The organism is Chitinophaga ginsengisegetis, assembly GCF_900168065.1.
In the GTDB taxonomy this organism is placed as follows: Bacteria; Bacteroidota; Bacteroidia; order Chitinophagales; family Chitinophagaceae; genus Chitinophaga; species Chitinophaga ginsengisegetis.
On sequence record NZ_FUZZ01000004.1, the window covers coordinates 197,135 to 222,072 of the forward strand.

Genomic DNA, 24,938 nt, shown 5'->3' on the forward strand with positions numbered 1-24,938 from the left:
TATGAAACTTTTAAAGACCATTTTAGCTATGACCGCCTTTCTGCAATTATGGGGAAATAATTCCCAGGGACAACTGAAAACAGGAGATAAAATTCCAGCCTTCACCTTACAGGATCAAAACGGGAAAACTTTTGATATCAATACAGTACTTGGCAAACAACCGTTGGTTATCTACTTCTATCCGAAAGATGAAACCAGTGTATGCACCAAAGAAGCCTGTTCGTTCCGTGATTCGTACCAGGACTTCCAGAAATACGGCGCAATGGTAATTGGCATCAGTGCGGATAATGTGGCTTCACACCGCAGTTTTGCTACACACCACAATCTTCCTTTCACCTTGCTCAGCGATCCGAAAAATGAAGTGCGTAAATTATTTGGCGTGCCTAAAACCTTTGTGATACCGGGTCGGGTAACTTATATTGTAGATAAGAATGGGGTGATTGTGCATGAATTCAATTCGCTGCGCGATGGAGAGAAACATGTAACAGAGTCGCTGGCGGCGTTGCAGAAGTTGCAGTAAACTACAACTTCCTCATATCCTTAAACGTAGAAATCTCTTCTTTCAGCGCAAACAGCTGCATACCCCATATGATCCCAAGTACCAGGGCAAAAGCTACCAGCGCCAGGGATAAAGATACCTGCATAAAGCTGCCTTCTTCGCGGTTGGTAAGGGTAATAACGCGGATAAGCGCAATGAGGCCCACACCAAAAAAGATGGCGGCTTTAGTTCCTTTCTTACGGAGTTGTTTCTTAAAATACTCATCAAAAGCGCCGGCGGCGGCAATACTGGCATCCGGTTGCGGCGTTCCGTCGGCAAGCAGTAATTGTTCGAGATCTGCTACACGGTAGTGCTCATGGTGTTCTGAGAAGTATTTTTGTAAGATATCTGCCTGCATAATTTCCTGGATACTGAATGAGGGTGCAAGGTACAAAAAAGGCGATGGATATAAATCCACCGCCCACATATAAATCATGAACATTTACTAAGCTTCTTTCAGGAACGGGTACCGGTAATCGGTAGCCGGTACAAAAGTTTCTTTGATGCTTCGGGCACTTAACCAGCGATAGAGGTTCAGCATGGAGCCGGCTTTATCGTTGGTACCGGAAGCGCGGGCGCCGCCAAATGGCTGCTGTCCTACTACTGCGCCGGTTGGTTTGTCGTTGATGTAGAAGTTACCGGCGCTGTTTACCAGTGTGCGGGTAGCCAGTTCTACAGCGTAACGGTCCTGCGCAATAACTGCACCGGTCAAAGCATACTCGGAGGTAGTGTCTACCAACTGCATGATTTCTTCAAATTTCTCTGCATCATACACGTGGATCGTTAATACCGGGCCGAAGATTTCTTCACACATGGTGATGTATTTCGGATCGGTAGTTTCGATTACGGTTGGCTCAATAAAGTAACCTTCCGTTTTGTTGTAATTACCACCAGCGATGATCTTTACAGATGGATCTTTCTTCGCATTGTCGATGTATTGGGCGATCTTATCAAAAGAGCGTTCATCGATCACAGCGTTGATGAAGTTACTGAAATCTTCTGTGGAACCCATTTTCATGGTTTTCAGCTCGGCAACTAATTTGGATTTTATATCGTCAGCAAGATTGTTTGGTATGTATGCACGGGAGGCGGCAGAGCATTTCTGTCCCTGGTATTCAAAAGCGCCGCGGGCAAGCGCTGTAACGGCGATGTCAACATCGGCTGATTTGTGGATCAGTACGAAGTCTTTACCACCTGTTTCACCAACGATGCGCGGATATGTTTTGTATTTGTGGATGTTTTCGCCGATGGTTTTCCACATGGTCTGGAATACGCCGGTAGAGCCGGTGAAGTGGATGCCTGCGAAATGAGGATCTGCGAAACAAACGTCTCCTACAACCGGGCCGTTTGCATATACGAGGTTGATAACGCCTGCAGGCAGACCTGCTTCTATCAGTACCTTCATGATCACCTGTGCGGCGAATACCTGTGTATTGGCGGGTTTCCACACTACCACGTTACCACACATGGCGGCAGAAGCGGGCAGGTTACCGGCAATAGCGGTGAAGTTGAAAGGAGTAACGGCCAGTACAAAGCCTTCCAGCGGGCGGTATTCTACCCTGTTATGGATACCGGGCGCGCAAACCGGCTGCTGGCGGTATATTTCGCTGAGGAAGTGTACGTTGTAGCGGAGGAAGTCGATCAGTTCACATGCGCTGTCAATTTCAGCCTGGTAAGGGTTCTTACTCTGGCCCAGCATGGTGGCGGCATTGATATGATAGCGGTATTTGGTGGCCAGGAGTTCGGCAGCACGCAGGAAGATGCCGGCGCGTTGCTCCCAGTCCATATTAGCCCATTTTTCACGTGCCTCCAGCGCTGCTGCGATGGCGGATTTCACATGAGAGGCGTCACCCATATGGAAGTGACCTAATTTGTGTTTGATTTCGTGGGGAGGGCGCAGATCAACGGTGTTTCCGGTGCGGATTTCCTTACCACCGATATACATAGGTATATCTGCTACTTCGCTTTTGAAGGCGGCTAACTGTTTCTTTAATGCAATTCTCTCAGCAGAACCGGGTGCATAAGATAACACAGGCTCATTAGCAGGCGCTGCGTACTCAAAGTATCCTGTATTCATTGTATCCTAATTTTTATATTTGTTTATTTGATCATTTGTAAACCCGGAGGCAAACAAACAATCAAATAAACAAATGACTACGAGTATTGTTTCCGCAGCAAAATTAAGTTATACAACGCCTACGCGCTTATTAATAATTAGTCGATACTTATTAATTATTGTCCTCTTCCTTCTGCATCATCAGGTATGCTTTCACAAATCCGTTCAGGTCGCCGTCCATTACAGGTCCTACGTTACCTACTTCAAAGTCGGTGCGGTGGTCTTTGATCATCTTATACGGATGGAATACGTATGATCTGATCTGTGATCCCCATTCGATTTTGCGTTTGTTGGCGTTGGCTGCATTTTTCAGTTCTTCCCTTTTGCGGATCTCTTCTTCATACAGGCGTGATTTCAGCATGGTGAGCGCTTTTTCGCGGTTCTCTCCCTGCGTACGGGCCTGCTGACATTCGATGATGATACCGGATGGGATATGCTTCAAACGTACGGCTGTTTCCACCTTATTTACGTTCTGTCCGCCCTTACCACCTGAACGGTAAAATTCCCATTCCAGGTCTGCCGGGTTTACAGCAATCTCGATAGTATTGTCTACTAACGGATATACATATACGGAGGCGAAAGAAGTATGTCTGCGTGCGTTGGAATCGAAAGGTGAAATACGAACCAGGCGGTGTACGCCGCTTTCCGCTTTCAGGTGGCCATATGCAAAGTCGCCATCAAATTCCAGTGTAGCGGATTTGATACCGGCGCCATCTCCATACTGCGTATCAATTTCCGATACTTTCCACCCCTGTTTTTCGCCATACATGCGGTACATACGCAGCAGCATTTCGGCCCAATCCTGGCTTTCCGTGCCGCCTGCACCGGAGTTAATGGTTAATACTGCGGGCATTTCATCTTCCGGCTGGTTGAGCGTAGATTTAAATTCCAGGTCGTCCAGCGCTGCTACTGCAGCATTGTATGCCTGTTCCACCTCTTCTTCCGTTGCTTCACCTTCTTTGAAAAAATCGTTCAGTACAGCGCTGTCGTCAATAGCAGCGTTTACCTGATCGTAAAGGTCTACCCAATATTTGTTTACCTTTATTTCCTTCAGAATCGAAGTCGCTCTGACGTTGTCGTCCCAGAAACCGGGCGCCAGGCTTAATTGTTTGTCGTTTTCTATTTTTGCTAATCGGTCAGGTACGTTAAAGAAAACCTCCCAGGACATATAAACGGTCCCTCATAGCTTTAAGTTGCTCAGCTGTCATAGCTGGCAAATGTATGGAAAAAACGGAGATATATACTAACGGCTTTCAAACTTTGTTTTGATTGTTTACTTTAGCATAATTTTTGTGTTGTAACACCGTAACCATGTCACTAATATTATAAAAAGCACCCATCTGTTATGGTGAGTCATGAAACCCTCCACTTTAAGAACCGGTCCATCTTCAACACACTTGGTTTTATTATTATGATAGCTGCAAATGCACTGGCAGTGCTGCTTCCCATCAATGGTAAAACCACCGCGCAGATTTCCGAGGAATATCCTAACCTGTTTATACCGGCGGGAATCACGTTCTCTATCTGGAGTGTTATCTATCTTTCTTTAACAGCTTTTATCATATATCAATTATGGTTATCTTTTTCCAATAAACAACCGGCAACGCTGGCGTATGTGATGCAGCGGATGAAAGACTGGTTCCTCATTTCCAGTGTAGCCAACGCCTGCTGGCTGTTTGCATGGCATTATCATCTTATACCCGTGAGCGTGGCTATCATGGTAATCCTCCTGATTTCGCTGATCATCATCCATCTCAACTTTGGCATCGGCATCGCTCCTGCTACGCTGAGGGAGAAAATATTCATTCATATTCCTTTCAGTATCTACCTCGGATGGATCTCTGTTGCCACCATCGCCAATATTACCGCGCTGCTGGTATACGCCGGTTGGGATGGCAACCGCCATGCACAGGTGCTGTGGGCCATTGCCATGATCAGCCTGGGTACCCTGCTGAGTATAGGCATGGTACTGCTTCGCAACAATATCACTTATGCCCTTGTTATTGTGTGGGCTTTCTATGGCATCCTGCTGAAAAGAAGGGCCGCTGATGTGATGGACGAGAACTCCATCATCCATACCTGCATTATTGCTATTGGCGTGATTGCCATAACAATTTCCTGGCAATTGTACAGGAAACAGAAATCATAAATCTAAAAGATTATTTTTGATGCGCATTTAATATATACACGACTATGTTTCCATCTACCAATCCAACAACCACCAAATCGTGGGACGCCTTAAAGAAACACGCTGAAGAAATGAAGAAGGTACATATGCGTGCCTTATTTATGGAAAACAAAGAACGCTTCAGTGAGTTTTCCCTGAAATTTGAAGACATCCTTTTCGACTATTCCAAGAATATTATTACGGAAGATACCCGCAGCCTGTTATTAGGACTGGCAGCAGAGTGCGGCGTAGCGGATGCGATCAAAGCGATGTTTGGTGCAGAAAAAATAAACGTTACAGAAAACCGTGCCGTACTGCATACCGCTTTACGCAACACGTCCGATAAACCTGTTTTACTCGATGGCCGAGACGTAATGCCCGATGTAAAAGCAGTACTGAACAAAATGGATCACATCTGCCGCCAGATCCATTCCGGCGAATGGAAAGGATACACGGGCAAGCCTATACGTTACATCGTAAATATTGGTATCGGTGGTTCCGACCTCGGCCCGGTAATGGTTACAGAAGCCCTGAAACCTTACTGGAAGCCTAACATCCAAACCTATTTCGTGTCTAACGTAGATGGTACACACATCGCGGAAACACTGAAAAAAGTAACACCGGACGAAACCCTGTTCCTCATCGCCTCCAAAACATTTACCACACAGGAAACCATGACCAACGCACACACTGCGCGCAACTGGTTCCTGGAACACGCGGGAGATGAGAAATTTGTAGCTAAACATTTCGCCGCTTTATCTACCAACGAAAAAGCGGTGACCGCCTTTGGTATCGATCCTAAAAATATGTTTGAATTCTGGGATTGGGTTGGCGGCCGCTATTCCCTGTGGTCTGCTATCGGTTTATCTATTGCACTCACCATCGGGTTCGACAACTTCACCCAGTTGCTGGATGGCGCCCATGCGGTAGACAGGCACTTCGCCGACACTCCTGCAGAACAGAATATACCTATTATCATGGCGCTGATAGGCCTGTGGTATGGCAACTTCTTTGGCAGCGCCACAGAAGCCATCCTGCCGTACGACCAATACATGCACCGCTTTGCCGCTTACTTCCAGCAGGGAAATATGGAAAGCAACGGTAAATCCACAGATCGTACAGGCCATACCGTTAGTTACGAAACCGGTCCTATCGTTTGGGGCGAACCAGGCACCAACGGTCAGCATGCATTCTATCAGCTCATCCACCAGGGCACCCGCCTGATTCCGTGCGACTTCATCGCACCGGCCATCAGCCACAACCCTATCGGTGATCATCATGTGAAACTGTTGTCGAACTTCTTTGCACAAACAGAAGCGCTGATGAATGGTAAAACAGAAGCAGAAGTACGTGCAGAACTGGAAAAGTCCGGCGCTCCTGCTGAAGAAATTGCGAAGATCCTGCCATCGAAAATTTTCCCTGGCAACCGTCCTACCAACTCCTTCCTGGTAAAAGAAATAACACCACGCTCACTCGGCTCACTGATTGCGCTGTACGAACACAAGATCTTTGTGCAGGGTGTAATCTGGAACATCTACAGCTTCGACCAATGGGGTGTGGAACTGGGCAAGCAGTTAGCGAGTAAGATATTGCCTGAACTGGAAAACAACGACATCATACTGAACCATGATGCGAGTACGAATGGACTGATCAATGCGTGGAAAGGCATGCGTACGGCGTAGTTGTTCGCCTTCGGCGAACGCGGATTTTGTCTTTCTCAGGATTAACCTGATTATACTGATTTACTTTTTTGATTTTATAAAGATTAAGAAAAGATAAAATTGAGAAATAAAATAAGGGAGATATAGGCGAATACCGCCTATATCTCCCTTAATCATTTATAAAATCAAAAAAGTAAATCAGTATAATCAGGTTAATCCTGAGAAAGACAAAATCCGCAACAATAAAAAACCCCCGGAGAAATCCGGAGGTTGCCTATTATTTTTTGTAAAAATCTCTAAGTAAAAATCTTACCATTTGTCTACCTCATCAGAGCTATGTGAAGCCGGGGCGGCTACTGACGCCTCAACAGGGACTTCCACCTCTACAGGGACTACTGAAGCGCGTACTTCAGATCCATCTGCTTCTGTTTCGTCCTGTTCTTCCTGCACATAATCATGGTTGTAGGCATCAAAGTCGAAATCGGGCATCAACTCAGTTTTAACATAGTTGATGGTTTCGGTTAGTGCGTTCAGGAACTTGTTGAAGTCCTCCTTGTACAGGAATACCTTGTGCCTGTCATAACCGTTGTCATTAAAACGCTTCTTACTTTCTGTTATAGTAAGAAAATAGTCGTTTCCCCGAGTGGTCTTTACATCAAAGAAGTACGTTCTTCTTTTGCCCGCTTTCAATCGTTTAGAAAAGATGCTATCATTGTTTCTTTCCTGTTGATTGTTGTTTTCGTACGCCACAGTTGATAGATTTAAGTGTTAACGAATCAAATCCTGTTACAATAAGAGACAAATATACTATTGTTTTACAAATATCAAAATATTTTTAAATGATTTTGAAAAATCATAAAAGCCGCGTGTAACGGGCTGCGACAGGGTATATACAAGCACATGATTGCTACTCACTTACACTTTCATCATCGCCGGATTGCTGACGCGCGTATAGTTCTGCGTAGTATCCATTCAATGATAATAAATCATTATGTGTCCCCTGCTCTACAATCTTTCCTTCATCGAGTACAATTATGCTATCGAACTCAAACAAGGCAAAGATCCGGTGAGTGATAATAATGGCAGTTTTATTTTTCAGATAGGCATACAGGTTACCTATAATCTCTTTTTCGGTGCGGGCGTCTACGGCAGAGAGGCAGTCGTCGAAGATAAGGATATTGGGATCCTTGATCAGCGCCCTCGCAATGGAGATCCGCTGCTTCTGTCCCCCGCTGAGCGTTACGCCCCGCTCCCCGATGGCGGTATCAAAGCCGTCGTTGAAGCCCAGGATGTCTTTCTCCACAGAAGCTTGCCTGGCAGCGGTTTGCACGGTTTCAATGCTGGCGCTCGGATCGCCGAAGCGAATGTTATTGGCAATGCTGTCGGAAAACAGGAACACATCCTGCGGTACATAACTGATCTGGCCACGCAAATCGGCCAGCCGGAGGTGACGGATATCCTGGTCGTCTACCATCACCTTCCCCTCCTGCGGATCGTACATCCGGATGAGCAGCTGCGCCAGCGTACTTTTACCGGAACCCGTTCTGCCAATCACCGCTACCTTCTGCCCCGGTTTGATATGCAGGTTAAAATTGCTGATGGCGGTAATCCCCGTATGCGGATAAGTAAAGGTTACATTCTCCAGGCGCACCCCTCCTTTCAGCTTCACCGATTTCGCATCCGGCTCATCCTTAATAGCAGGCGCTATCTGTAAAAATTCGTTTATACGTTGCTGTGAGGCCGCCGCACGCTGGATCATAGACGCTACCATCCCGATAGAAAAGAACGGGAACATCAGCATGTTTACATAAATCACAAACTCCGCCAGGTTGCCCACCGTAATGTTCCCCCGGATCACCTGGATACCGCCAATGAAAATAGTAAGGATCACACTCAGGCCAATCATCAGCGCCATAGTGGGCTGGAACAGGGCATCTGTTTTAGCAAGACTGATAGAACTATCTTTATACGCTTCACTGGCTTCTTCAAAATGACGCGCGCTTGCATCTTCCTGGATATATGATTTTATTACGCGGATACCGGAATAAGATTCCTGCGCAATGGAAGTGATGTTGGATAACTGGGCCTGGATCCGCTCACTTTTACGGTGAATAATCCTGTTCACATAATAAATGGTTAAGGCCAGGAAAGGCAATGGCGATAAGGTATACAGCGTCAGCAACGGGTTTACCTGCAACATCAGGTATACAATGATCACAATGAGAAATAAAGTCCGGGATGCATACATAATAGCAGGACCTACGTACATGCGTACCCGTGATACATCTTCTGTAATACGGCTCATCAGGTCGCCGGTACGATGCATCTTAAAAAAGTTAAGATCCAGCTTCTGATAATGCTGGTAAATTTCATTCTTCAGATCATACTCAATATGACGGCTCATCACAATCAGCGTTTGCCGTTGCAGGAACAGAAAGAATCCGCTCAGTAATGCGAAGATGAGGATGCTTACGCCGTAAAACGCCAGTACATGCGTGAAATCGGCACGGAATGCCACTTTCAGCGCGGTATTATCCAGCAACCGGTATTCGTCGATATTATGCGCCAGCAGGTCGAAGATCTGGCGGACCATGATAGGCTGGAAAACACTGAATACAATGGATATAGCGGTAAACAACAATCCCAGGATCAGCAGCCATTTATTGGTAAGAAAGTATTTATTAAGCGCGGCAAGGTGTTTCAATGGTCGTCAATTTGCAAACAAAAATAAGGCATTCGAAGCATATAGCTATAAAGGAGAAGACCCGGGCAGATAATCTCTCCGCCCGGGTCCTCTCTCAAAAAAATATATACTTTACTTCGCGGTAAAAGACCCCAGGATCTCTTCCAGCGCCGGTTCATATTTCACCAGGTCGTTGGCAAGTGTAGTGAGGGTAATAGCGTAAGCGATATTATTTTTCACCAGGATGGTTACCTCTCCGTTAAGCAGGGTACCGCTTTCGCGGTGGGCATACTGGCATTTCATCCATTTGGCTTTTACGCCGGTAACGGTACGTTCGCCGGTATCTATCTTTTTATAATCCACGAAGAAACTTTCCATTTCTTTCTGGGTGCTTTCCATCACCTTATCCAGCGTAAATCCTTTCTTCAGTTCCTGTGTAACAATATTTACATTGGCCTGAAAGGTGCTGTCGTCGGTGATTGGCGCCATCATAAAGGTGTATTCAATCCGGCTCATCACGGTATCTATCTTTGTCCAGCCGGTGGGGGTATTTACCGTAAAGGTTCCTCTGCCGGCGTTCATGCCCGGCGATTTCCCTGCCAGCTCCAGTACTTCTTCGCTGCTTAATTCTTTAGGGGATTTGGACGCATTGTTGCAGGCTGCAATGCTTAACAAACAAACTGCTGCTGCGGAGATCAATTGTAGTTTCATCGTGCACAAGGGATAAAAAACCGCTCCGGCGTTGCACCGGAGCGATTGGGTGATTATAAACTTTTCAGTGCAGCTATTATCCTGGATTCTGCATCCGCAGCCGCTACTTCTTCTTTCACAAATTTCTGACCGGTAATATTTTCAAACAGTTCAATGTAACGTTCGCTTACGCTTGTTACAAATTCGTCTGTCATTTCCGGTACCTGCTGACCATCTTTACCCTGGAAACCGTTTGCCATCAGCCATTCACGTACAAATTCCTTGCTGAGCTGTTTCTGCTGGGCGCCGTTTTTCTGGTTCTCTTCATAACCTTCCGCGTAAAAATAACGGGAAGAATCAGGAGTATGAATTTCGTCGATAACATAAATGGTATCGCCGATTTTACCGAATTCGTATTTGGTATCTACCAGGATCAGTCCGCGTTTGGCGGCCATTTCCTTACCTCTTTCAAACAAGGCGAGGGTATACTTTTCAAGTTGTTCGTAGTCCTCCTTACTTACCAATCCCTGTGCGATGATCTCATCACGGGAAATATCCTCATCATGTCCTTCATGCGCTTTGGTAGTTGGAGTAATGATGGGCGACGGGAAGAAATCGTTTTCCTTCAGTCCTTCCGGCATCGTTACACCACACAGTACACGTTCGCCGGATTTGTAAGTTCTCCAGGCGTGACCAGTGAGGTTACCACGTACCACCATTTCCACCGGGAAAGTTTCGCATTTCAGCCCGATAGTTACATTTGGCAGCGGAGAAGATTTTACCCAGTTAGGAACGATATCTTTAGTCGCTTCCAGCATAATGGCCGCAACCTGGTTCAGCACCTGTCCTTTGTAGGGGATCGGGCGTGGCAGCACCACATCAAATGCAGAGATACGATCGCTTACTACCATTACCATCAGCCTGTCATCAATGGTATAAACATCACGTACTTTCCCTTTGTAAAAGGCAGTTTGACCTGGTAATTTGAAATTTGACTCTAACATGAATAAAAAAATATTAATAATTAAAGATGAAAACCACTTTTACGAGATGCAAAAGTAATCATGAATCACTTGATTTATTACGATCGTGTAATTTTTTTTCGGGAGATGATTAACGGATGCCCGACAACTGCCTGCTGTTGCTGGCGTAAGGCCGGAGCAGGCTGATGATCACTTCATTTTCGGCGTAAGGGGTAAGATAATCCCGCACGTGCGCTGCTTCGGCGGTATTCACTTCTGCGGGCACATAACCCATTCCATAAAAACGGCCCTTCTCCATCAGGATGCAGCTTTTTTCGCTGCTGTTGCGGCCTTTGTCTACGATGATCACGGAAGGTTGTTGTTCCTGTAAAAATGCAATCGCCGCTTTCATGCGCTCATTATAGCTTTCGGGCCGTTCTACCTTTTGGCAGGCGCCCTTGCACGTACCGGCGGTAATGCCGGCGCAGGTGCCATCGCCTTTTTGCAGGAAGCAGAGTTTGGGGCACAGCTGGAATTCCTTTATCAGCGAGCGTAACAGCCGGTGACCATCTATCAGCAGGTTAAAGCTGTGTACGGGGTGCGAATACTTCCGCTTCTTTTCTATGGCCAGCCGCAGGTATCCCTGCTGGTCTTCAAACAGGTAAAATCCATACCTGAACTCCACCCGTTTCTGGGCGTAGTTGAAAACAGGCCACAGGCGCTTTATTTCAACAGATTCCAGGATGCAGGCCATCAGCTCCGTAGCCGTTTCCTGGTAGGAAATGCGGTGAATGGTACGCAGGAAATTCTGCCGCTGGCGGCTGGTGCTATGGCCGGTAAAATGGCTGTTCACCCGTTTAGCCAGGTCTTTTGCTTTGCCTACGTATACTACTTTGTCTTTGTGATCGTGGAAATAATAAACACCGGGGTGAGCCGGCAATCCCTTTACCTGTTCCGGTGGCAGGTTAGGCGGCAGGAACTGTTCCTTTGATCCTACCTTCAGCATGGAAGCGATCACCTTCTCTTTATCGTTGGCCAGCAGCATCCCGAAAAGCACGGTGGTGGCTTCCGCATCGCCGCCGGCCCGGTGCCGGCCATTTACCGGTATGCTGAAATGGCGGCAGATATTACCCAGGCTATATGATTTCAGCCCCGGGAATATTTTGCGTCCCAACCGTACCGTGCACAGCTTCTTTGATTGCAGGTCGAACCCTGCATTAGCCAGCTGGTGCTTTATAAAGGAGTAATCGAAGTTTACATTATGGGCTACAAAGATCCGGTCTTTCAGCAGGTCGTATAATAAAGGAGCGATGGCCTCAAAGGGAGGAGCATCCGCCACCATACTGTTGCTGATACCTGTCAGTGATTCTATGTAATAAGGAATGGGGATTCCGGGGTTTACCAGGGTTTGGTAATGCTGCGTGACTTCGTTCCCGTTATACAGGAAAACGGCGATCTCCGTTATACCATTGGCGCTGGCATGCCCGCCCGTCGTTTCAATATCTACAATTGCATACATCAGCTACAAATATATGGATTGTTGCCGCTTATTCAAGCGCCTTAATCCAAGTAAGGCCAGCAGGGTATAAAACCCTGACAGCGCCACCAAATGCAATACAGAAGCCGCATTATCGCCCAGGGTACCGCCCATTTGTACGATGGACTGGTACACCCTGAGGAAAGGCGTGGTAGGCACCATCGACGATACCCACTGCAGCGGTACCGGCAGCGATTCATACGGCCATGCATAGCCGGCGATGAGGAATACCGGGTACGTGGAAAACACCATCATCTGCGCCGCCATCAGCTGGCTGCGGAACATGCTTCCGAGCCATATCCCCAGCGGGATCAGCGTAAAAAAGAAAAGGAAGAACACCACCGCCACATCCAGCACCCGTCCGCGGAAGGGGATGTTGAGGGTGGTATAGTTAACCGTCATAAAGAAAAAAGCATAACAGCAAAAAAGCAGCATATAAAAAAGGCCCTTCCCCCAAAGGGTGGCCGACAGGCCGCCACCGCCGGTTTTCACCAGTTCCGGTACGCGTCCTTTTTCTTTGTCGAGCGCCATACTTTCGGAAAGTCCGATCAGCAGCGTTTGCTGCAATATGAGCGCCAGCAGCCCCGGTAGCAGGAACGCACCATAACTGGACCGGGCGTTATACATTGGCCGGTAGTCGAGATTCACCGGTTGGGTTTCCCGCAAAGCCATCTGAGAATTCAATCCCTGCATTTCATTATACTTCAGCCGTACCCCCGCCCCTACGGTAAGCGCCAGCGTGGTAATACCGCCGGCCAGTTCGCTGGAAGGCAGGAACCGCGCGGCATTCACAGCCAGCACAATATCGGCCTGTTGCAGGGCCAGCACTTTTTTCTCTACGCCGCGGGGAATATACAGGTAGCCCTGGCATTCGCCATAGTACATTTTGTCCTGCGCATCCTGTAAGTCCCTCGCGCCTGTTACGGCTGCAATCTGCATTTTATTGAGCTGCTGCAGGAAGGCGCGGGATAGTTCACTTTTGTCGTCGTCGGCAACGGCCAGTAATACTTTCTCTTCTACCTTATAACTATAAATACTGCCATAGAAAAAAGCATAGAGGAGCGGCGCTATCAGCAGGGTAAGCAACAAGCTGTGGTCGGTGGCCACCAGCCTTACTTCCCGCAGGAACAACCGGGTGATATGCTGAAAAAAATCACGCATGCTGTAAAGAGAGTTTATTTAGTTTCCGTTGCAGGAACAACAATGCCACCGGGAACGTTACTGCTATATAGATCAGCAGTTGCCCGGCTTCCTTATATACATAGTGCATCGGCAACTCCATAAAGTACACTTTGAAGAATCCATCCAGGAAAGGTGTAAAGGGCATCAGCCAGGCGTAGTACTGGTCGTACCACGGCATGGCCCAGCGGGGAAAAGTAAAGCCGCTGAATACAAAAGCCGGCGAAGTATAGAACAGGCCCAGGTCGCAGGCCACCATTACATCGCTCACAATGGCAGACACCATCAGGCCAATACTGATACATCCCATAATCAGCAACGTAAACAGGATGAACAACGGCCAGGAGCCGCCTATCCTTCCGTGTGCAAAAAGCGGGAACACAATACACGTTACCAGGATGTAATGCAGCCACCCTACGCTGAGGTGCGCCAAACCCTTTCCCAGCAATACATTGGAGGCAGAGCCATTGGCCATTGCATTCAGTTCTGCAAACGTGCCTCTTTTTTCTTCGAGGTTCAAAGCCAGCACTGTTACCATGATGATCATCATCTGAAGCGCCACCGCAATTAACCCCGGCACCAGGTATTGCTGGTAATTGTACTGCGGATTATAAAGCATGTAAGACGTGAGCCGGATGGGTTGTACCAGCGCCATCGCCTTACCGGCGGGCATGCCCGTTTTTACAAACTTCTGTAACGTAACGCCCGAACCCGCCGTAATCAATACTTTGGCGGCATCTTTATAGATCAGCTTCGCCGTTACTACGGCGGCGGTATTGGTGTACACGGTGATATACACCGGTTGACGGCTTTTGATATGGTCGTCCATTTTCTCCGGGAAATGGATAGCGCCCTGGATGATGCCCTGTTCCATCATCTTCTGCACGGAGGCTTCGTTATCTACCTGCTGTGTAATGTGGATGCTCTCCGTTTGCTCCAGCATAAACGCAAACTTCCTCGACAAAGGCGAATGCGACTCATCCCAGATGGCCACCGGCAAATCGCGGGCAAACTGGTTATTGTAGATATAACCATACAGCAGGCATACCAATGGTGGCAACACCAGCAATACAATGTAGTGCTCCGGGAGGGTAAGTATACGCTTCCATTCCCTGATCATGATATGGATAATGGAACGCATCATGGCAGGTTCATGGAGGCAGTCATACCAGGGCGCAAGCCTTTGATAGCCGCCTGGTTAACGGGTTTCAGATCTACCGTAAAAGTGCGCAGTTCAAATTTACCCTGTTCTTTTACCGGTACCCAGTTGGCGAAAGTGAGCGAGGGAGCTACTTTATGTACCTCCGCTTCAAAATTTTCAGGATCACATCCCGGTACGCGCACAGTAACACGGGCGCCTAAAGGGAAACGCTGCATATCATCCTGGCGCACATTATACGTAATATGATAGGTAGCCGGTTTCTGGATAGTCATCAGCGGATAACCGATCGCCACTATTTCTCCTTCTTCTATTACCATTGAAGTAATAATACCATCTGACGGCGCATGGATATAAGTGTTATCAGATAATGCTTTGGTGAGTTCGTAGCCCTGTTCCGCCTGGCGTACAATAGCGGAAGCGGTGGTGATCAGTTCCGGGCGACTCCCCTGTTGCAGCATATCCATATTCAGCTTGGCCGTTTCCATTTCTTTTTTGGCGGCCTGCAGTTTGAAATACACCAGGTCTTTTTCCTGTCCTGAAATTACCTCATCATTAAAGAGGTTTTGCATACGCTGATAGGTTTTCTGCATCAGCTCATACTGTTGCTGGGTAATATTGTACAGGTTATCGGCGGCTTTGATGGCTTCGGGGCGGGCGCCTTTCTGCAGCAATGTGAGCTGTCCTTTTGCTGCATCAATGGCAGCCTGCGCCTGGTTACGGATGGCATTGATTTCGGTAGACCGGAGCACGCCCAGCAGCTGTCCTTTGCGGATGGTATCACCCTGTTTTACCAGGAGACTATCCAGGCGGCCGGGGAATTCTGCTGCCACATCCACATAATCGGCGTCCACCATGCCTATCATTGATTTATCTGCAGCTGCCGGCTTCTTTACAAAGAAGATCAGCGCAATAACCAGGATAGCAATGGGGATCAGCAGGGCCCAATAATTTTTTAATACAGCTCTCATGAAAAAATCTGTTTATCTGTCAACGTATTCTGCAAATTGTTCCGGTGTACCTATTACATTCCAGTATTGCGCCAGTGCAAGGTAATAGCCCATCACGGCGGTGTAGTAAATCTTCTGCATTTCCTCTTCCTGCAGCAGTGCATCATTTACATCTTTTACAGACGACAACTGGTTTTGCATACGGTCAGTTACCAGCGTAGTGGTGAGGTGCGCCTGTTGCCGCGCGCTATCCAGCGATGCCACATCATTCTGCAGGGCTTTCATTTTATTGATCGCTACTTTCAGTTGCAGCTCCAGCGAGGTTTTGGTGTTCAGGGCGGCCATCTGCGCTTCTTCCACCAGCATTTTACTGGCTTTGGTGCGCTTATATTTCTGGAAGCCGTCGAAGAGGTTCCATTGCATTTCCACGCCGATGAGCCAGGGTGGTATCGTTACCGGCAGGTCTTTCTGATACAGGTTTAAGCTGCCGATGGCAAAAACATTGGGCAGGGCGAGCGACCGGGAAGCCTTCACGGCTACATTTGCCAGGTCCGTTTTATTTTCCACCAGGCGGTAAGTAGGGTTATTGCGGAGTAATTCCAGTTGGCCCGTTTCCGTTACCGGCTTCAGTTCATATTCCAGTGTGTCGTTAATTGTTATAGGGGTTTCAATCGGCTGCCCGAGTAAGTCGTTCAGTTCCAGCAGCGCGTTTTCCTTTTCCAGTTCCAGGTTGTTGTACCGGTTGGTGGCCTGCACAAAAGACACCCGTGCCCAGTTGAGCAGGTATGGCGGCAGGATCTGGTTATCTTTTAAAGAGGTGGCATAATCACGGTTCTTCCTAAAAGATTCCACGATCACGGCTTCATGCGCAAGAATAGTGTTCAGGTAAAGGATGCGGAGGTACTGTGCGCTGATGGCAAAGAACAATCCTTTTTCCACCACCTGTTGGTTAAACTGCCCGGCGGTTACCTGTGTTCTGGCCAGCTGTTGCGCAGTAGCAATTTTGCCACCCAGGTAAATAGGCTGCCGCAGTGCGAGCGCCGCGGTGAAATAAGATTGTTTGGTCAGCTCCGGGTTATAATCGGGGTACACCGTATTAATGATCCCTTTGGTGGTATTATAAATAACGTCCTGCACATTTTGCGGAAGCGGCTGCCCGGTAATTTGCTGGTAAACAGTATTGGCTGTATTCACGCTTTGGGCAGATGATCCGTTCACCACGCCATCTTTTACCTGTTGCAGATTTATTTCCAGTGGTTTACCGAGGTAGTTGTAGCCGGCCAGCAGATCCACTTTGGGGTAATACGACCTGTTTTCTGCCTGCAGGTTATACTCTCGGGCTTTCAGGGATCGCTGCGCCTGCTGCACCAATGTGTTTCCCTGTTTGGCAAGCCGGTAACATTCCTTTAAAGTGAGCTGTTGTCCGTTTTGCTGACCGTGTGCATACAATACTGGCAGTAACGGAATTAGAAACAAGTAATATCTCATACGGTTTTCTTTACATCAGGAAGGTTCCGGTTTGACCTTAACACCTCAAAACAATCTTTCATGCATAATGTTTGAAGTATTTGAAAAAAATTATACATCATTTGATAATAAAGGGCTTATCGTAATATTTATTACCTTTAGCGCATACACAAAAAGTACATCATTATGTGTATTTGATCCATTTGAACCCATCAGTTTTCACCCGATATTTGTGATACAAAAGATTGAACAATAAGTTCCTGATCTTGTTAAAATAAAGTCCTGCAGCGGTTTACGCGGCATTATAATTCTTTGATTCATTATAAAACTACATTTACTTATGGCAAAACAACAATGGGTAGCCGACGCCAGTCACAGTGAGCTTGGATTCAAAATCCGTCACCTGATGATTACCAATATCAATGGTAAATTCAACAACTTCACCGTGGACGCAGAAACAGAAGGAGAAGATTTTATGACAGCGAAAGTGAGAGTAGCGGTAGATATAGATTCTATTTCAACAGGCAGCGCCGACAGGGATCAACACCTTCGTTCCCCGGATTTCTTTGATGTAAACACCTACAAGGATATCATTTTCGAAGCTACCAAATATGAGAACGTTGACAACGACGGCTCTTATGAACTTTACGGAGATCTGACCATCCGCGGGGTAACCAAAAACATCAAACTCGCCGTAGAATTCGGTGGTGTGGTAAAAGATCCCTGGGGTAATACCAAAGCCGGTTTTACCATTAACGGGAAAATTAACCGTAAAGATTTCGGCCTTAACTGGAACGCGGCTACCGAAGCCGGTGGCGTACTGGTGGGCGATGATGTAAAAATCTACGGAGAAGTGCAACTGATCAAAAAGCAGTAAGATTATCAGCTGTTAGTTTTTGCACCCGCAAAAACTAACAGCCAACTTTAAAAAAGGGGGAATTATGAATGAAATAACCGGCCTGCATCATATCACGGCCATTTCAGGCAATGCGAAGAAGAACTTTGATTTTTATACCCGTGTGATGGGATTACGTTTTGTAAAGAAAACGGTGAACTTTGATGATCCCCACACCTATCATTTTTATTATGGAGATGAAACCGGCACGCCCGGTACTATCCTCACTTTCTTCCCCTGGGAAGATATTATGGCCGGCCGCAGAGGTACCCACATGGCTACCGAGGTAGGCTATAGCATTCCGGAAGGCAGCATTGACTTCTGGTTAAAAAGATTTGAAAAAGAGAACATCATCTATAATAAACCATCTTCCAAATTCGGGGAAATATACCTCACCTTTATTGACCCCGATGGATTGAAAGTGGAACTGACTGTTCCGGAAAAGCCGGACAACCGCACACCGTGGGTAACCAATGAAGTGGGCGAAGAAAATGCTACCCGTGGATTCCATCATGTTACCCTTACGCTGGAAGATGTGCAGCCTACTGCCGACCTGCTGGTATCAGTGTTTGGTTACAAACTGGATAAGCATCATACCAACCGTTACCGCTTTGTGAGTCCGGCTGGTGATACCGCCAATTATATTGACCTGGTAGAAGCCAAAGGAGAATCCCGTGGGCATGTTGCCGGCGGAAGTGTGCACCACATTGCTTTCCGGATGAAAGACGACGATATGCAAATGCACTACCGTCAGCTGCTGGAAGACCGTGGCTTAAACGTTACGCCGCAGCTGGACCGTAAATATTTCCGGTCTGTTTACTTCCGGGAGCCGGGCGGCGTGTTGTTTGAACTGGCTACCGATGTACCTGGCTTCACCGTAGATGAGCCGGCAGCCGAACTGGGCACGCACCTGATGTTGCCGCCGCAGTACGAGTCGCAGCGGGATGAGATTGTGAAAAAACTGATTAAACTGGACTGATATGGATTTTAAACCTATGCAGTATGTATACGAAGCGGTGGGTAACCCCACCGCCTATACGCTACTGCTGTTGCATGGCACCGGCGGAGACGAACGGGATTTATTACCACTGGCTGGATCACTGGGAAAAGGTTTCAATATCCTCAGCCTGAGAGGCAACGTACAGGAACACGGCATGCCACGGTTCTTCCGTCGTTTAGGCATGGGCGTATTTGACGAAGAAGATGTACATTTCAGGACGCATGAAATGGTGCATTTCCTGAAAGAACTAGCCACTAAAGAGGGCTTTGATATCAATAAACTGATTGCTGTTGGCTATTCCAACGGGGCCAATATTGCGGGCGCCGTGCTTATCTTATACCCGGAGCTGCTGGCCGGCGCGCTATTGTTCCGTCCTATGCAGCCATTGGGCGGTATAGAAGACAGCTTCGAAACACCGCGGCAACAACCCGTATTTATGAGCGCCGGCACACAGGACGGCACCGTAGATCCCGCAGCCACAGCTGCTTATGCCACCCTGCTTAACAGCAATGGCTTTAAAGTAAGTACATTCGATATTCCTGCCGGTCATAACCTGGTACAACGCGATATTACTTTGGCAGCAGAATGGATGAAAGATAATTTTCAGTAAAAAAAATATATGGACCAGGAAGTTAGAGTCAGTTTATCCGGCCGCCCTTACCAGGTGTCAATAGATACAAGAGACCACCGCTGGCTGGCAGACGAGCCAATAGAAGCCGGTGGCGACGATACCGGTCCCCAGCCCGGGGAATTACTGCTGAGCAGCCTGGGCTCCTGCACCGCTATCACGCTTAAAATGTACGCCGACAGGAAGAAGTGGCCCGTAGAGAACATTGAAATTGAGCTGCGCTTTAACAGCGCCGCGAAGCCGGACCCGCTTACCACCGTCATTGATATCGACATGCACTTTACCGGTGATCTTAGTGAAGAACAGATAGCCAGGCTGGAGCAGATAGCGCGCTCCTGCCCTATTCATAAAGTATTGAGCCATCCCATTATTATGAACACAAAAGCCGTATAAAGATGAAAGACATCACCAAACACTACTCCAACGGAGAGGTAACCATTGTATGGAAGCCAAATGTGTGCATCCACTCGGAGATGTGTTTTCACGGGCTGCCAGCCGTATTCAATCCAAACCAAAAGCCCTGGATTAATGCGCAGGGAGCCACCACTGAACAGATTGTATCGCAGATCAAACATTGCCCTTCCGGCGCGCTGAGCTTTTTTATGAATGCAGACGTGGAAAAACAGGGCGGCGTGGAACCACAGATCACCGCGGAGAGCATTGTGGAACCTACTCCGAACGGGCCACTGCTGGTATATGGCAATATCATTGTAAGAGATGCCACAGGAAAGGAAACACACAAAAACAAGGTAACTGCTTTTTGCCGCTGCGGCGGGTCATCCAACAAGCCTTACTGCGATGGCACACATACTAAAATCAATTTCTCAGACAAATCCTAATCAACCTTTATATGGAACTCACCATCAGGAACAACATTGCAAAGAAACAGTTTGAAACGGAAGTGGAAGGCCATACCGCACTGGTAGCCTATACCCTGTTCCCCGGCGGCATTGCCTTTATGCATACAGAAGTACCACCGGAACTGGAAGGCCGCGGCATCGCCGGACAACTGGCCAAATACGTACTGGAATATGCCCGGGAAAACCACCTGAAAGTAAAACCTTACTGTCCCTACGTGAATGCCTATATGAAAAGACATCCTGAATACAATGATCTTTTATAACTTTATCATCTCCTAAATTCCTTTTCTATGCAATTTTTGAAATTCATTCAGCAACCCTGGCATTGGTCGGTATCGGGGTTGCTGATTGGCCTTACAGTGCCCGTGCTGCTGCTGTTGGGCAATAAGGCGTTTGGCATTTCTTCCTCACTGCGGCATATCTGTGCGGCATGTTTCCCGGCGGATATCTCCTTCTTTAAATACGACTGGAAAAAAGAAGCGTGGAACCTCTTCTTTGTGGCCGGCATTTTACTGGGCGGATTTATTGCGGGGCATTACCTGCAGGATGGCAACGATATCCAGGTGGCAGCGGCTACACAGGCCCGGCTGGCCACTTACGGCGTGCATGATTATTCGGCTTTGCTACCGCCGGAAATATTCAGCTGGTCCAACGTGTTTACCTGGAAAGGACTGGTATTCTTTGTTATTGGCGGATTGCTGGTGGGCTTTGGTACCCGCTATGCCGGCGGTTGTACATCCGGTCACTCTATTATGGGACTGTCTAATTTACAATGGCCATCACTGGTGGCTACGTGTTGTTTTATGGCCGGTGGCTTCTTCAGCGCCAACCTGCTTATTCCTTACCTTTTTAAATGGCTGAACTAACATGAAAAATATCAGGTACCTGGTGGCAGGAACTTTCTTTGGTATTGTGCTGGTAAAGGCGCAGGTGATCAGCTGGTTCCGTATCCAGGAAATGTTTCAGCTTACTTCCTTTCACATGTACGGCGTGATTGGCACCGCAGTAGTTACGGGAATCATTTCCCTGCAACTGATCAAACGGTTTAAGATCAAAACCATCCAGGGCGAACCTATTTCGGTAGCGCCTAAAACTTTTAATAAGGGACAGATCTTCGGAGGGTTGCTCTTTGGCGTGGGATGGGCCATCACCGGGGCTTGTCCGGGTCCGTTGTTTGCGCAGATCGGCACCGGCTTCACCGTAGTGGGTGTTACATTACTGAGTGCTATTGCCGGCACCTGGATATATGGTGCGTTAAAACCGAAACTGCCGCACTAAAAAAAAGCTTCAAGGAGCTGGCCCTTGAAGCTACGGTTGCTATTCTCTACATTCACGGATAATTATTTTTTCAAAGCATCTTTAATTGCTTTCGCGGAATCCTGGTGCGCCTTCAGTGTAGGCAATGTATTTCTGGCCCAGGTTTTCAGGTCTTCGTCTGTTACATTATCTCCTGCTTTCTCAAATTTATTCACGTCTTTATCGTGGTCGTCTACCATCATACTCATATAGTCTTTGTCGAACTCCTTACCGGTTTTCTTACCCAGATCCTCAATATGTTTCTTTGTTTCTGTAGATAATTCTGCCGGTAAAGTGATACCCTTTGTTCCGGCCAGCGCCTTTAATTCATCCACTGCTTTGGAGTGATCGTTTACCATCATGGTAGCAAAAGCCTTTACCCTTGTACTCTGAGCTTTCTCCTGTGCCAGCTTACCCATTTCTACTTCCATCATACTACCATTCGCAGCCTCTACCGCAAATTCAGATGATTTTTCATCTACCGGCTTAACAGTTTCATTAATATCCTTTGCACTGTCTACCGGTGTTTCCGATTGTGGATTCTTCGCTGTATTGTTACACGACTGTGTCATCCACACGGTTAAAAATGTTGCCGATAAAATAAGTAGCTTCTTCATTGCATATTGTTTTGGGTTTGTAATAGGTGTGCCTGTTTTACATCATTCAACTTTGCAAAAACGGTACCCTGAAAACGAATATCCTTCAAATACAATACAGCAAAGGATTTCAGAGGAAACTCAAAAGCGAGCTGACACCAGGAAAATGTAGATTGTTTTCCCCGTAACGCGCAAGAAAAAAGGTTATTGTAATAATTACAATAACCTTTTCCTTTTATAAACGCCCGCTCTTACTGAGATTGAGCGAACTGATAAATAATAATGATAGCGGCAATGATAGCGAGAATAAGGCCCACTATTTTCATCCAGCTGTACGGACGATCGCCGGTTACTTCGCCGGTGCAGGCATTTACCACAAAATGATAGAGTTTGCCTTTGTACCGGTAAGCGCTGATCCAAACCGGCAGTAGCAGGTACTTCAGGCCAAGCTGATTGTATTCCACATCGTAGTCATCGATACGTTGTTCGTCGCCGCCAATATCATTACAGATCTCATCACGGATCACCGGGTCCATTCTTTTTTTAGCGATCACCAATGCCTGTTCAGCATTGGTTTGGTACAGTTCCGCCCGGAATCCGCTGAGGTAGCGGCCATCGTACTTCTTTAGCTGATCGAGGTGCCAGGGCTCCAGGATCTGCGCCATTTTCAGCGGCAACGACGGGCTGGCGGATACCAGTACATCGCGGAAGTTATTGTTTACATTACCGGAAGCAGGATACCATGCGGTATGCCGTACCTCCCGGGTACGGGTTTCCGTGCGGCCATTTACTTCTACTGTATAACTTTCCGTAGTATAATAATATTCGCCGCGGGAACCGGAGTATTCGGTATAAGTATCTGTATCATAGCTCCAGTGCGGGATATATACGCCTTTCAGTTGCTGTGAGGAGCTGTCTTTTACTTTCTTCACCAGGTCGGATGGGGCAAACCAGAGTTTTTTCATCCAGGTTTGAAAGTGGTCCACAGCGGTTTTGTCGCTCACTACAAAAGGCAATACATAATGCGGTTGCAGGATGGACGTGGTTTGCGCGGTATCCACCACCAGTGGCGACGCGCAAAACGGGCATGAATCGGCGGTTACATTGGGCAGCATGGTAGTGGAAGCGCCGCAACCAACGCATTTCACTACTACCGCCTGTTGGGTAGCTTCTGTATGATTTTGTTGGGAAGCAATAAAAGCGTCATAATCTATGGGCTGAATAGCAGCGGGCTGCGTATCATCCTCAATCTGATTCACAGTACCGCAGTATTCACATTTCAGGCTGTTGGTGCCTGGTGCATAATGCAGTATAGCGCCACAGTTCTGGCATTTCAACGAGTTAACTGTTTCGCTTGTTTTTTCCTCAAAAGACATAGGAACGTATGGATATAATGCTGCCGGCATCGCATGATGCCGGCAAGCCTGCTTTTGTTAAGGTAATGGTGGTGGTACGGTGGCTAATACCGGCGCCAGTTCCGGCACTGTATTGGCGGCCGCCCATGCGGCCATACCGGTTTTCCACACAAGGGTTTGGGCATTCAGGCTGCCCGCAGCGGCCAGCTGACGGAGTTGATCCGCATCAAAGGGGCCGGTTTGTTTGCCATCTACTGCCACAAAAAATGGGGCAGCGCCGGGTAACGGAGGTGGTGCGCCACCGCCTGCGTTGGCCTGCTGGTTATTGTTCTGGAAGATGTTACCTACCTGTCCCATCATAGCTGCGCCCATACCAGCGCCTAAGCCTGCAGCTGCGAGTCCGCCGCCGGAAGGGTTTTCCGCTGCCTTTTCCATTGAGTTGGCTGCCTGGAATTGTGCATATGCGCCGAGGTTACCCACAATGCCCATGCTGCTGCGTTTGTCCAGTGCCGCTTCCACTTCCGGTGGCAGGGAGATATTTTCTATCAGGAACTTGGTCAGTTCCAGTCCGAGTTCATTAAATTCAGTGCCTATCTTCCCGGTGATCTGGGTGGATACTTCTTCATAATTGGCTGCCAGGTCCAGTACCGGCACCTTTGCTTCTGCCACGGCCTCCATACCACGCGAAACTGCGAGATTACGCAGTTGCTCATTGATCCCTTCCACGGTGAATTCGGGGTTGGTAGCCGCTACTTCCTTCAGGAACTGTGCAGCATCCTTTACGCGGAAAGCGTAGCTGCCGAATGCGCGCAGTCGCACCGGTCCAAATTCCGCATCACGCAGCATTACCGGGTTCTTGGTACCCCATTTCTGGTTGGTAAACTGCCGCATGCTCACAAAGAACACATCGGCTTTAAAAGGGCTGTTGAAGCCATATTTCCATCCCTGCAAGGTGCTCAGGATAGGCATATTCTGTGTAGTAAGCGTATACATGCCGGGTTGGAATACGTCGGCAATTTTACCTTCATTCATAAAAACGGCCACCTGTGATTCACGCACGGTAAGCTTGGCGTTCATTTTTATTTCATTCTGGTAGCGGGGAAACTTCCACACAATGGTATCTGCGGACGGGTCGGTCCATTCAATAATGTCAATAAATTCATTCCTGAGTTTATCAAAAATTCCCATGGTAACAGGTT

26 protein-coding genes are annotated in these 24,938 nt (G+C 47.6%); 11 read left to right on the plus strand and 15 right to left on the minus strand.

The window, feature by feature from the left end; translation table 11 throughout:
* Window position 1: 1 nt before the first annotated feature.
* On the plus strand, window positions 2-520 hold the full coding sequence (locus B5Z18_RS23480; RefSeq protein WP_235015999.1) for a peroxiredoxin: 519 nt from the start codon (window positions 2-4) through the stop codon (window positions 518-520).
* 1 nt (window position 521) lies between these two features.
* Here the strand turns inward: B5Z18_RS23480 and B5Z18_RS23485 are convergent, their stop codons facing one another.
* From B5Z18_RS23485 to prfB, 3 genes are all read right to left on the minus strand, one after another.
* Window positions 522-980, minus strand: coding sequence for a hypothetical protein (locus tag B5Z18_RS23485; RefSeq protein ID WP_079471970.1), 459 nt, complete (start codon window positions 978-980; stop codon window positions 522-524).
* A gap of 3 nt (window positions 981-983) precedes the next feature.
* Window positions 984-2,615 carry an L-glutamate gamma-semialdehyde dehydrogenase gene (pruA, locus tag B5Z18_RS23490; protein WP_079471971.1) on the minus strand — a complete coding sequence of 544 codons (1,632 nt, stop codon included), beginning with the start codon at window positions 2,613-2,615 and terminating at the stop codon, window positions 984-986.
* 151 nt (window positions 2,616-2,766) lie between these two features.
* Window positions 2,767-3,862 (minus strand): peptide chain release factor 2 gene (gene prfB / locus B5Z18_RS23495; protein WP_143313671.1). Its coding sequence is split into 2 segments (ribosomal slippage): window positions 2,767-3,801 and window positions 3,803-3,862, totalling 1,095 coding nucleotides; the frame shifts between segments, so codons are not numbered across the junction.
* A gap of 137 nt (window positions 3,863-3,999) precedes the next feature.
* On the opposite strand from prfB, the gene B5Z18_RS23500 reads away from it, so the two are divergent.
* Entirely contained in the window at window positions 4,000-4,803 is an 804-nt protein-coding gene (locus B5Z18_RS23500; RefSeq protein ID WP_079471972.1) for a hypothetical protein, read from the plus strand.
* A 44-nt stretch (window positions 4,804-4,847) separates the two neighbouring features.
* Window positions 4,848-6,503 (plus strand): glucose-6-phosphate isomerase, encoded by a 1,656-nt coding sequence (gene pgi, locus B5Z18_RS23505; protein ID WP_079471973.1) that lies wholly within the window; start codon window positions 4,848-4,850, stop codon window positions 6,501-6,503.
* 288 nt (window positions 6,504-6,791) lie between these two features.
* Here pgi and B5Z18_RS23510 read toward each other — a convergent pair whose 3' ends face one another.
* From B5Z18_RS23510 to B5Z18_RS23550, 9 genes are all read right to left on the minus strand, one after another.
* Entirely contained in the window at window positions 6,792-7,232 is a 441-nt protein-coding gene (locus B5Z18_RS23510) for a DUF3276 family protein (RefSeq protein WP_079471974.1), read from the minus strand.
* A 157-nt stretch (window positions 7,233-7,389) separates the two neighbouring features.
* The gene (locus B5Z18_RS23515; RefSeq protein ID WP_079471975.1) at window positions 7,390-9,186 is read right to left on the minus strand and encodes an ABC transporter ATP-binding protein; all 1,797 of its coding nucleotides are present in this window, start codon (window positions 9,184-9,186) and stop codon (window positions 7,390-7,392) included.
* Window positions 9,187-9,297: 111 nt separating this feature from the next.
* A complete protein-coding gene (locus B5Z18_RS23520; protein WP_079471976.1) occupies window positions 9,298-9,876 on the minus strand; it encodes an LpqN/LpqT family lipoprotein in 579 nt (192 codons plus the stop codon).
* Window positions 9,877-9,929: 53 nt separating this feature from the next.
* Window positions 9,930-10,859, minus strand: a complete 930-nt coding sequence (locus B5Z18_RS23525) for a phosphoribosylaminoimidazolesuccinocarboxamide synthase (protein ID WP_079471977.1) — start codon at window positions 10,857-10,859, stop codon at window positions 9,930-9,932.
* A gap of 109 nt (window positions 10,860-10,968) precedes the next feature.
* Window positions 10,969-12,336 (minus strand): exonuclease domain-containing protein, encoded by a 1,368-nt coding sequence (locus tag B5Z18_RS23530; RefSeq protein ID WP_079471978.1) that lies wholly within the window; start codon window positions 12,334-12,336, stop codon window positions 10,969-10,971.
* A gap of 3 nt (window positions 12,337-12,339) precedes the next feature.
* On the minus strand, window positions 12,340-13,515 hold the full coding sequence (locus B5Z18_RS23535) for an ABC transporter permease (protein WP_079471979.1): 1,176 nt from the start codon (window positions 13,513-13,515) through the stop codon (window positions 12,340-12,342).
* Window positions 13,508-14,674, minus strand: a complete 1,167-nt coding sequence (locus B5Z18_RS23540) for an ABC transporter permease (RefSeq protein ID WP_168771360.1) — start codon at window positions 14,672-14,674, stop codon at window positions 13,508-13,510. The genes B5Z18_RS23535 and B5Z18_RS23540 overlap by 8 nt, the downstream gene beginning before the upstream one ends.
* The gene (locus B5Z18_RS23545) at window positions 14,674-15,663 is read right to left on the minus strand and encodes an HlyD family secretion protein (RefSeq protein ID WP_079471981.1); all 990 of its coding nucleotides are present in this window, start codon (window positions 15,661-15,663) and stop codon (window positions 14,674-14,676) included. The genes B5Z18_RS23540 and B5Z18_RS23545 overlap by 1 nt, the downstream gene beginning before the upstream one ends.
* A gap of 12 nt (window positions 15,664-15,675) precedes the next feature.
* Window positions 15,676-17,130: a TolC family protein gene (locus B5Z18_RS23550; RefSeq protein ID WP_079471982.1), complete on the minus strand. Its 1,455-nt coding sequence runs from the start codon at window positions 17,128-17,130 to the stop codon at window positions 15,676-15,678.
* A 319-nt stretch (window positions 17,131-17,449) separates the two neighbouring features.
* On the opposite strand from B5Z18_RS23550, the gene B5Z18_RS23555 reads away from it, so the two are divergent.
* From B5Z18_RS23555 to B5Z18_RS23590, 8 genes are all read left to right on the plus strand, one after another.
* Complete coding sequence (locus B5Z18_RS23555) at window positions 17,450-17,986, plus strand: YceI family protein (protein ID WP_079471983.1); 537 nt, start codon at window positions 17,450-17,452, stop codon at window positions 17,984-17,986.
* Between the two features lie 64 nt (window positions 17,987-18,050).
* Window positions 18,051-18,983, plus strand: a complete 933-nt coding sequence (locus B5Z18_RS23560; RefSeq protein WP_235016001.1) for a ring-cleaving dioxygenase — start codon at window positions 18,051-18,053, stop codon at window positions 18,981-18,983.
* Between the two features lies 1 nt (window position 18,984).
* On the plus strand, window positions 18,985-19,614 hold the full coding sequence (locus B5Z18_RS23565) for an alpha/beta hydrolase (protein ID WP_079471984.1): 630 nt from the start codon (window positions 18,985-18,987) through the stop codon (window positions 19,612-19,614).
* A 9-nt stretch (window positions 19,615-19,623) separates the two neighbouring features.
* The gene (locus B5Z18_RS23570; RefSeq protein ID WP_079471985.1) at window positions 19,624-20,025 is read left to right on the plus strand and encodes an OsmC family protein; all 402 of its coding nucleotides are present in this window, start codon (window positions 19,624-19,626) and stop codon (window positions 20,023-20,025) included.
* 2 nt (window positions 20,026-20,027) lie between these two features.
* The gene (locus tag B5Z18_RS23575; protein ID WP_079471986.1) at window positions 20,028-20,471 is read left to right on the plus strand and encodes a (4Fe-4S)-binding protein; all 444 of its coding nucleotides are present in this window, start codon (window positions 20,028-20,030) and stop codon (window positions 20,469-20,471) included.
* An 11-nt stretch (window positions 20,472-20,482) separates the two neighbouring features.
* Window positions 20,483-20,755 carry a GNAT family N-acetyltransferase gene (locus B5Z18_RS23580; RefSeq protein ID WP_079471987.1) on the plus strand — a complete coding sequence of 91 codons (273 nt, stop codon included), beginning with the start codon at window positions 20,483-20,485 and terminating at the stop codon, window positions 20,753-20,755.
* A 27-nt stretch (window positions 20,756-20,782) separates the two neighbouring features.
* A complete protein-coding gene (locus B5Z18_RS23585; RefSeq protein ID WP_079471988.1) occupies window positions 20,783-21,358 on the plus strand; it encodes a YeeE/YedE family protein in 576 nt (191 codons plus the stop codon).
* Between the two features lies 1 nt (window position 21,359).
* Window positions 21,360-21,770: a DUF6691 family protein gene (locus B5Z18_RS23590; protein WP_079471989.1), complete on the plus strand. Its 411-nt coding sequence runs from the start codon at window positions 21,360-21,362 to the stop codon at window positions 21,768-21,770.
* 62 nt (window positions 21,771-21,832) lie between these two features.
* Here B5Z18_RS23590 and B5Z18_RS23595 read toward each other — a convergent pair whose 3' ends face one another.
* The 3 genes from B5Z18_RS23595 to B5Z18_RS23605 form a co-directional block, all read right to left on the minus strand.
* Window positions 21,833-22,405 carry a DUF4142 domain-containing protein gene (locus B5Z18_RS23595; RefSeq protein WP_079471990.1) on the minus strand — a complete coding sequence of 191 codons (573 nt, stop codon included), beginning with the start codon at window positions 22,403-22,405 and terminating at the stop codon, window positions 21,833-21,835.
* Between the two features lie 230 nt (window positions 22,406-22,635).
* Complete coding sequence (locus B5Z18_RS23600; RefSeq protein ID WP_159454403.1) at window positions 22,636-23,760, minus strand: TFIIB-type zinc ribbon-containing protein; 1,125 nt, start codon at window positions 23,758-23,760, stop codon at window positions 22,636-22,638.
* A gap of 57 nt (window positions 23,761-23,817) precedes the next feature.
* Window positions 23,818-24,927, minus strand: coding sequence for an SPFH domain-containing protein (locus B5Z18_RS23605; protein ID WP_079471992.1), 1,110 nt, complete (start codon window positions 24,925-24,927; stop codon window positions 23,818-23,820).
* Window positions 24,928-24,938: the final 11 nt, after the last annotated feature.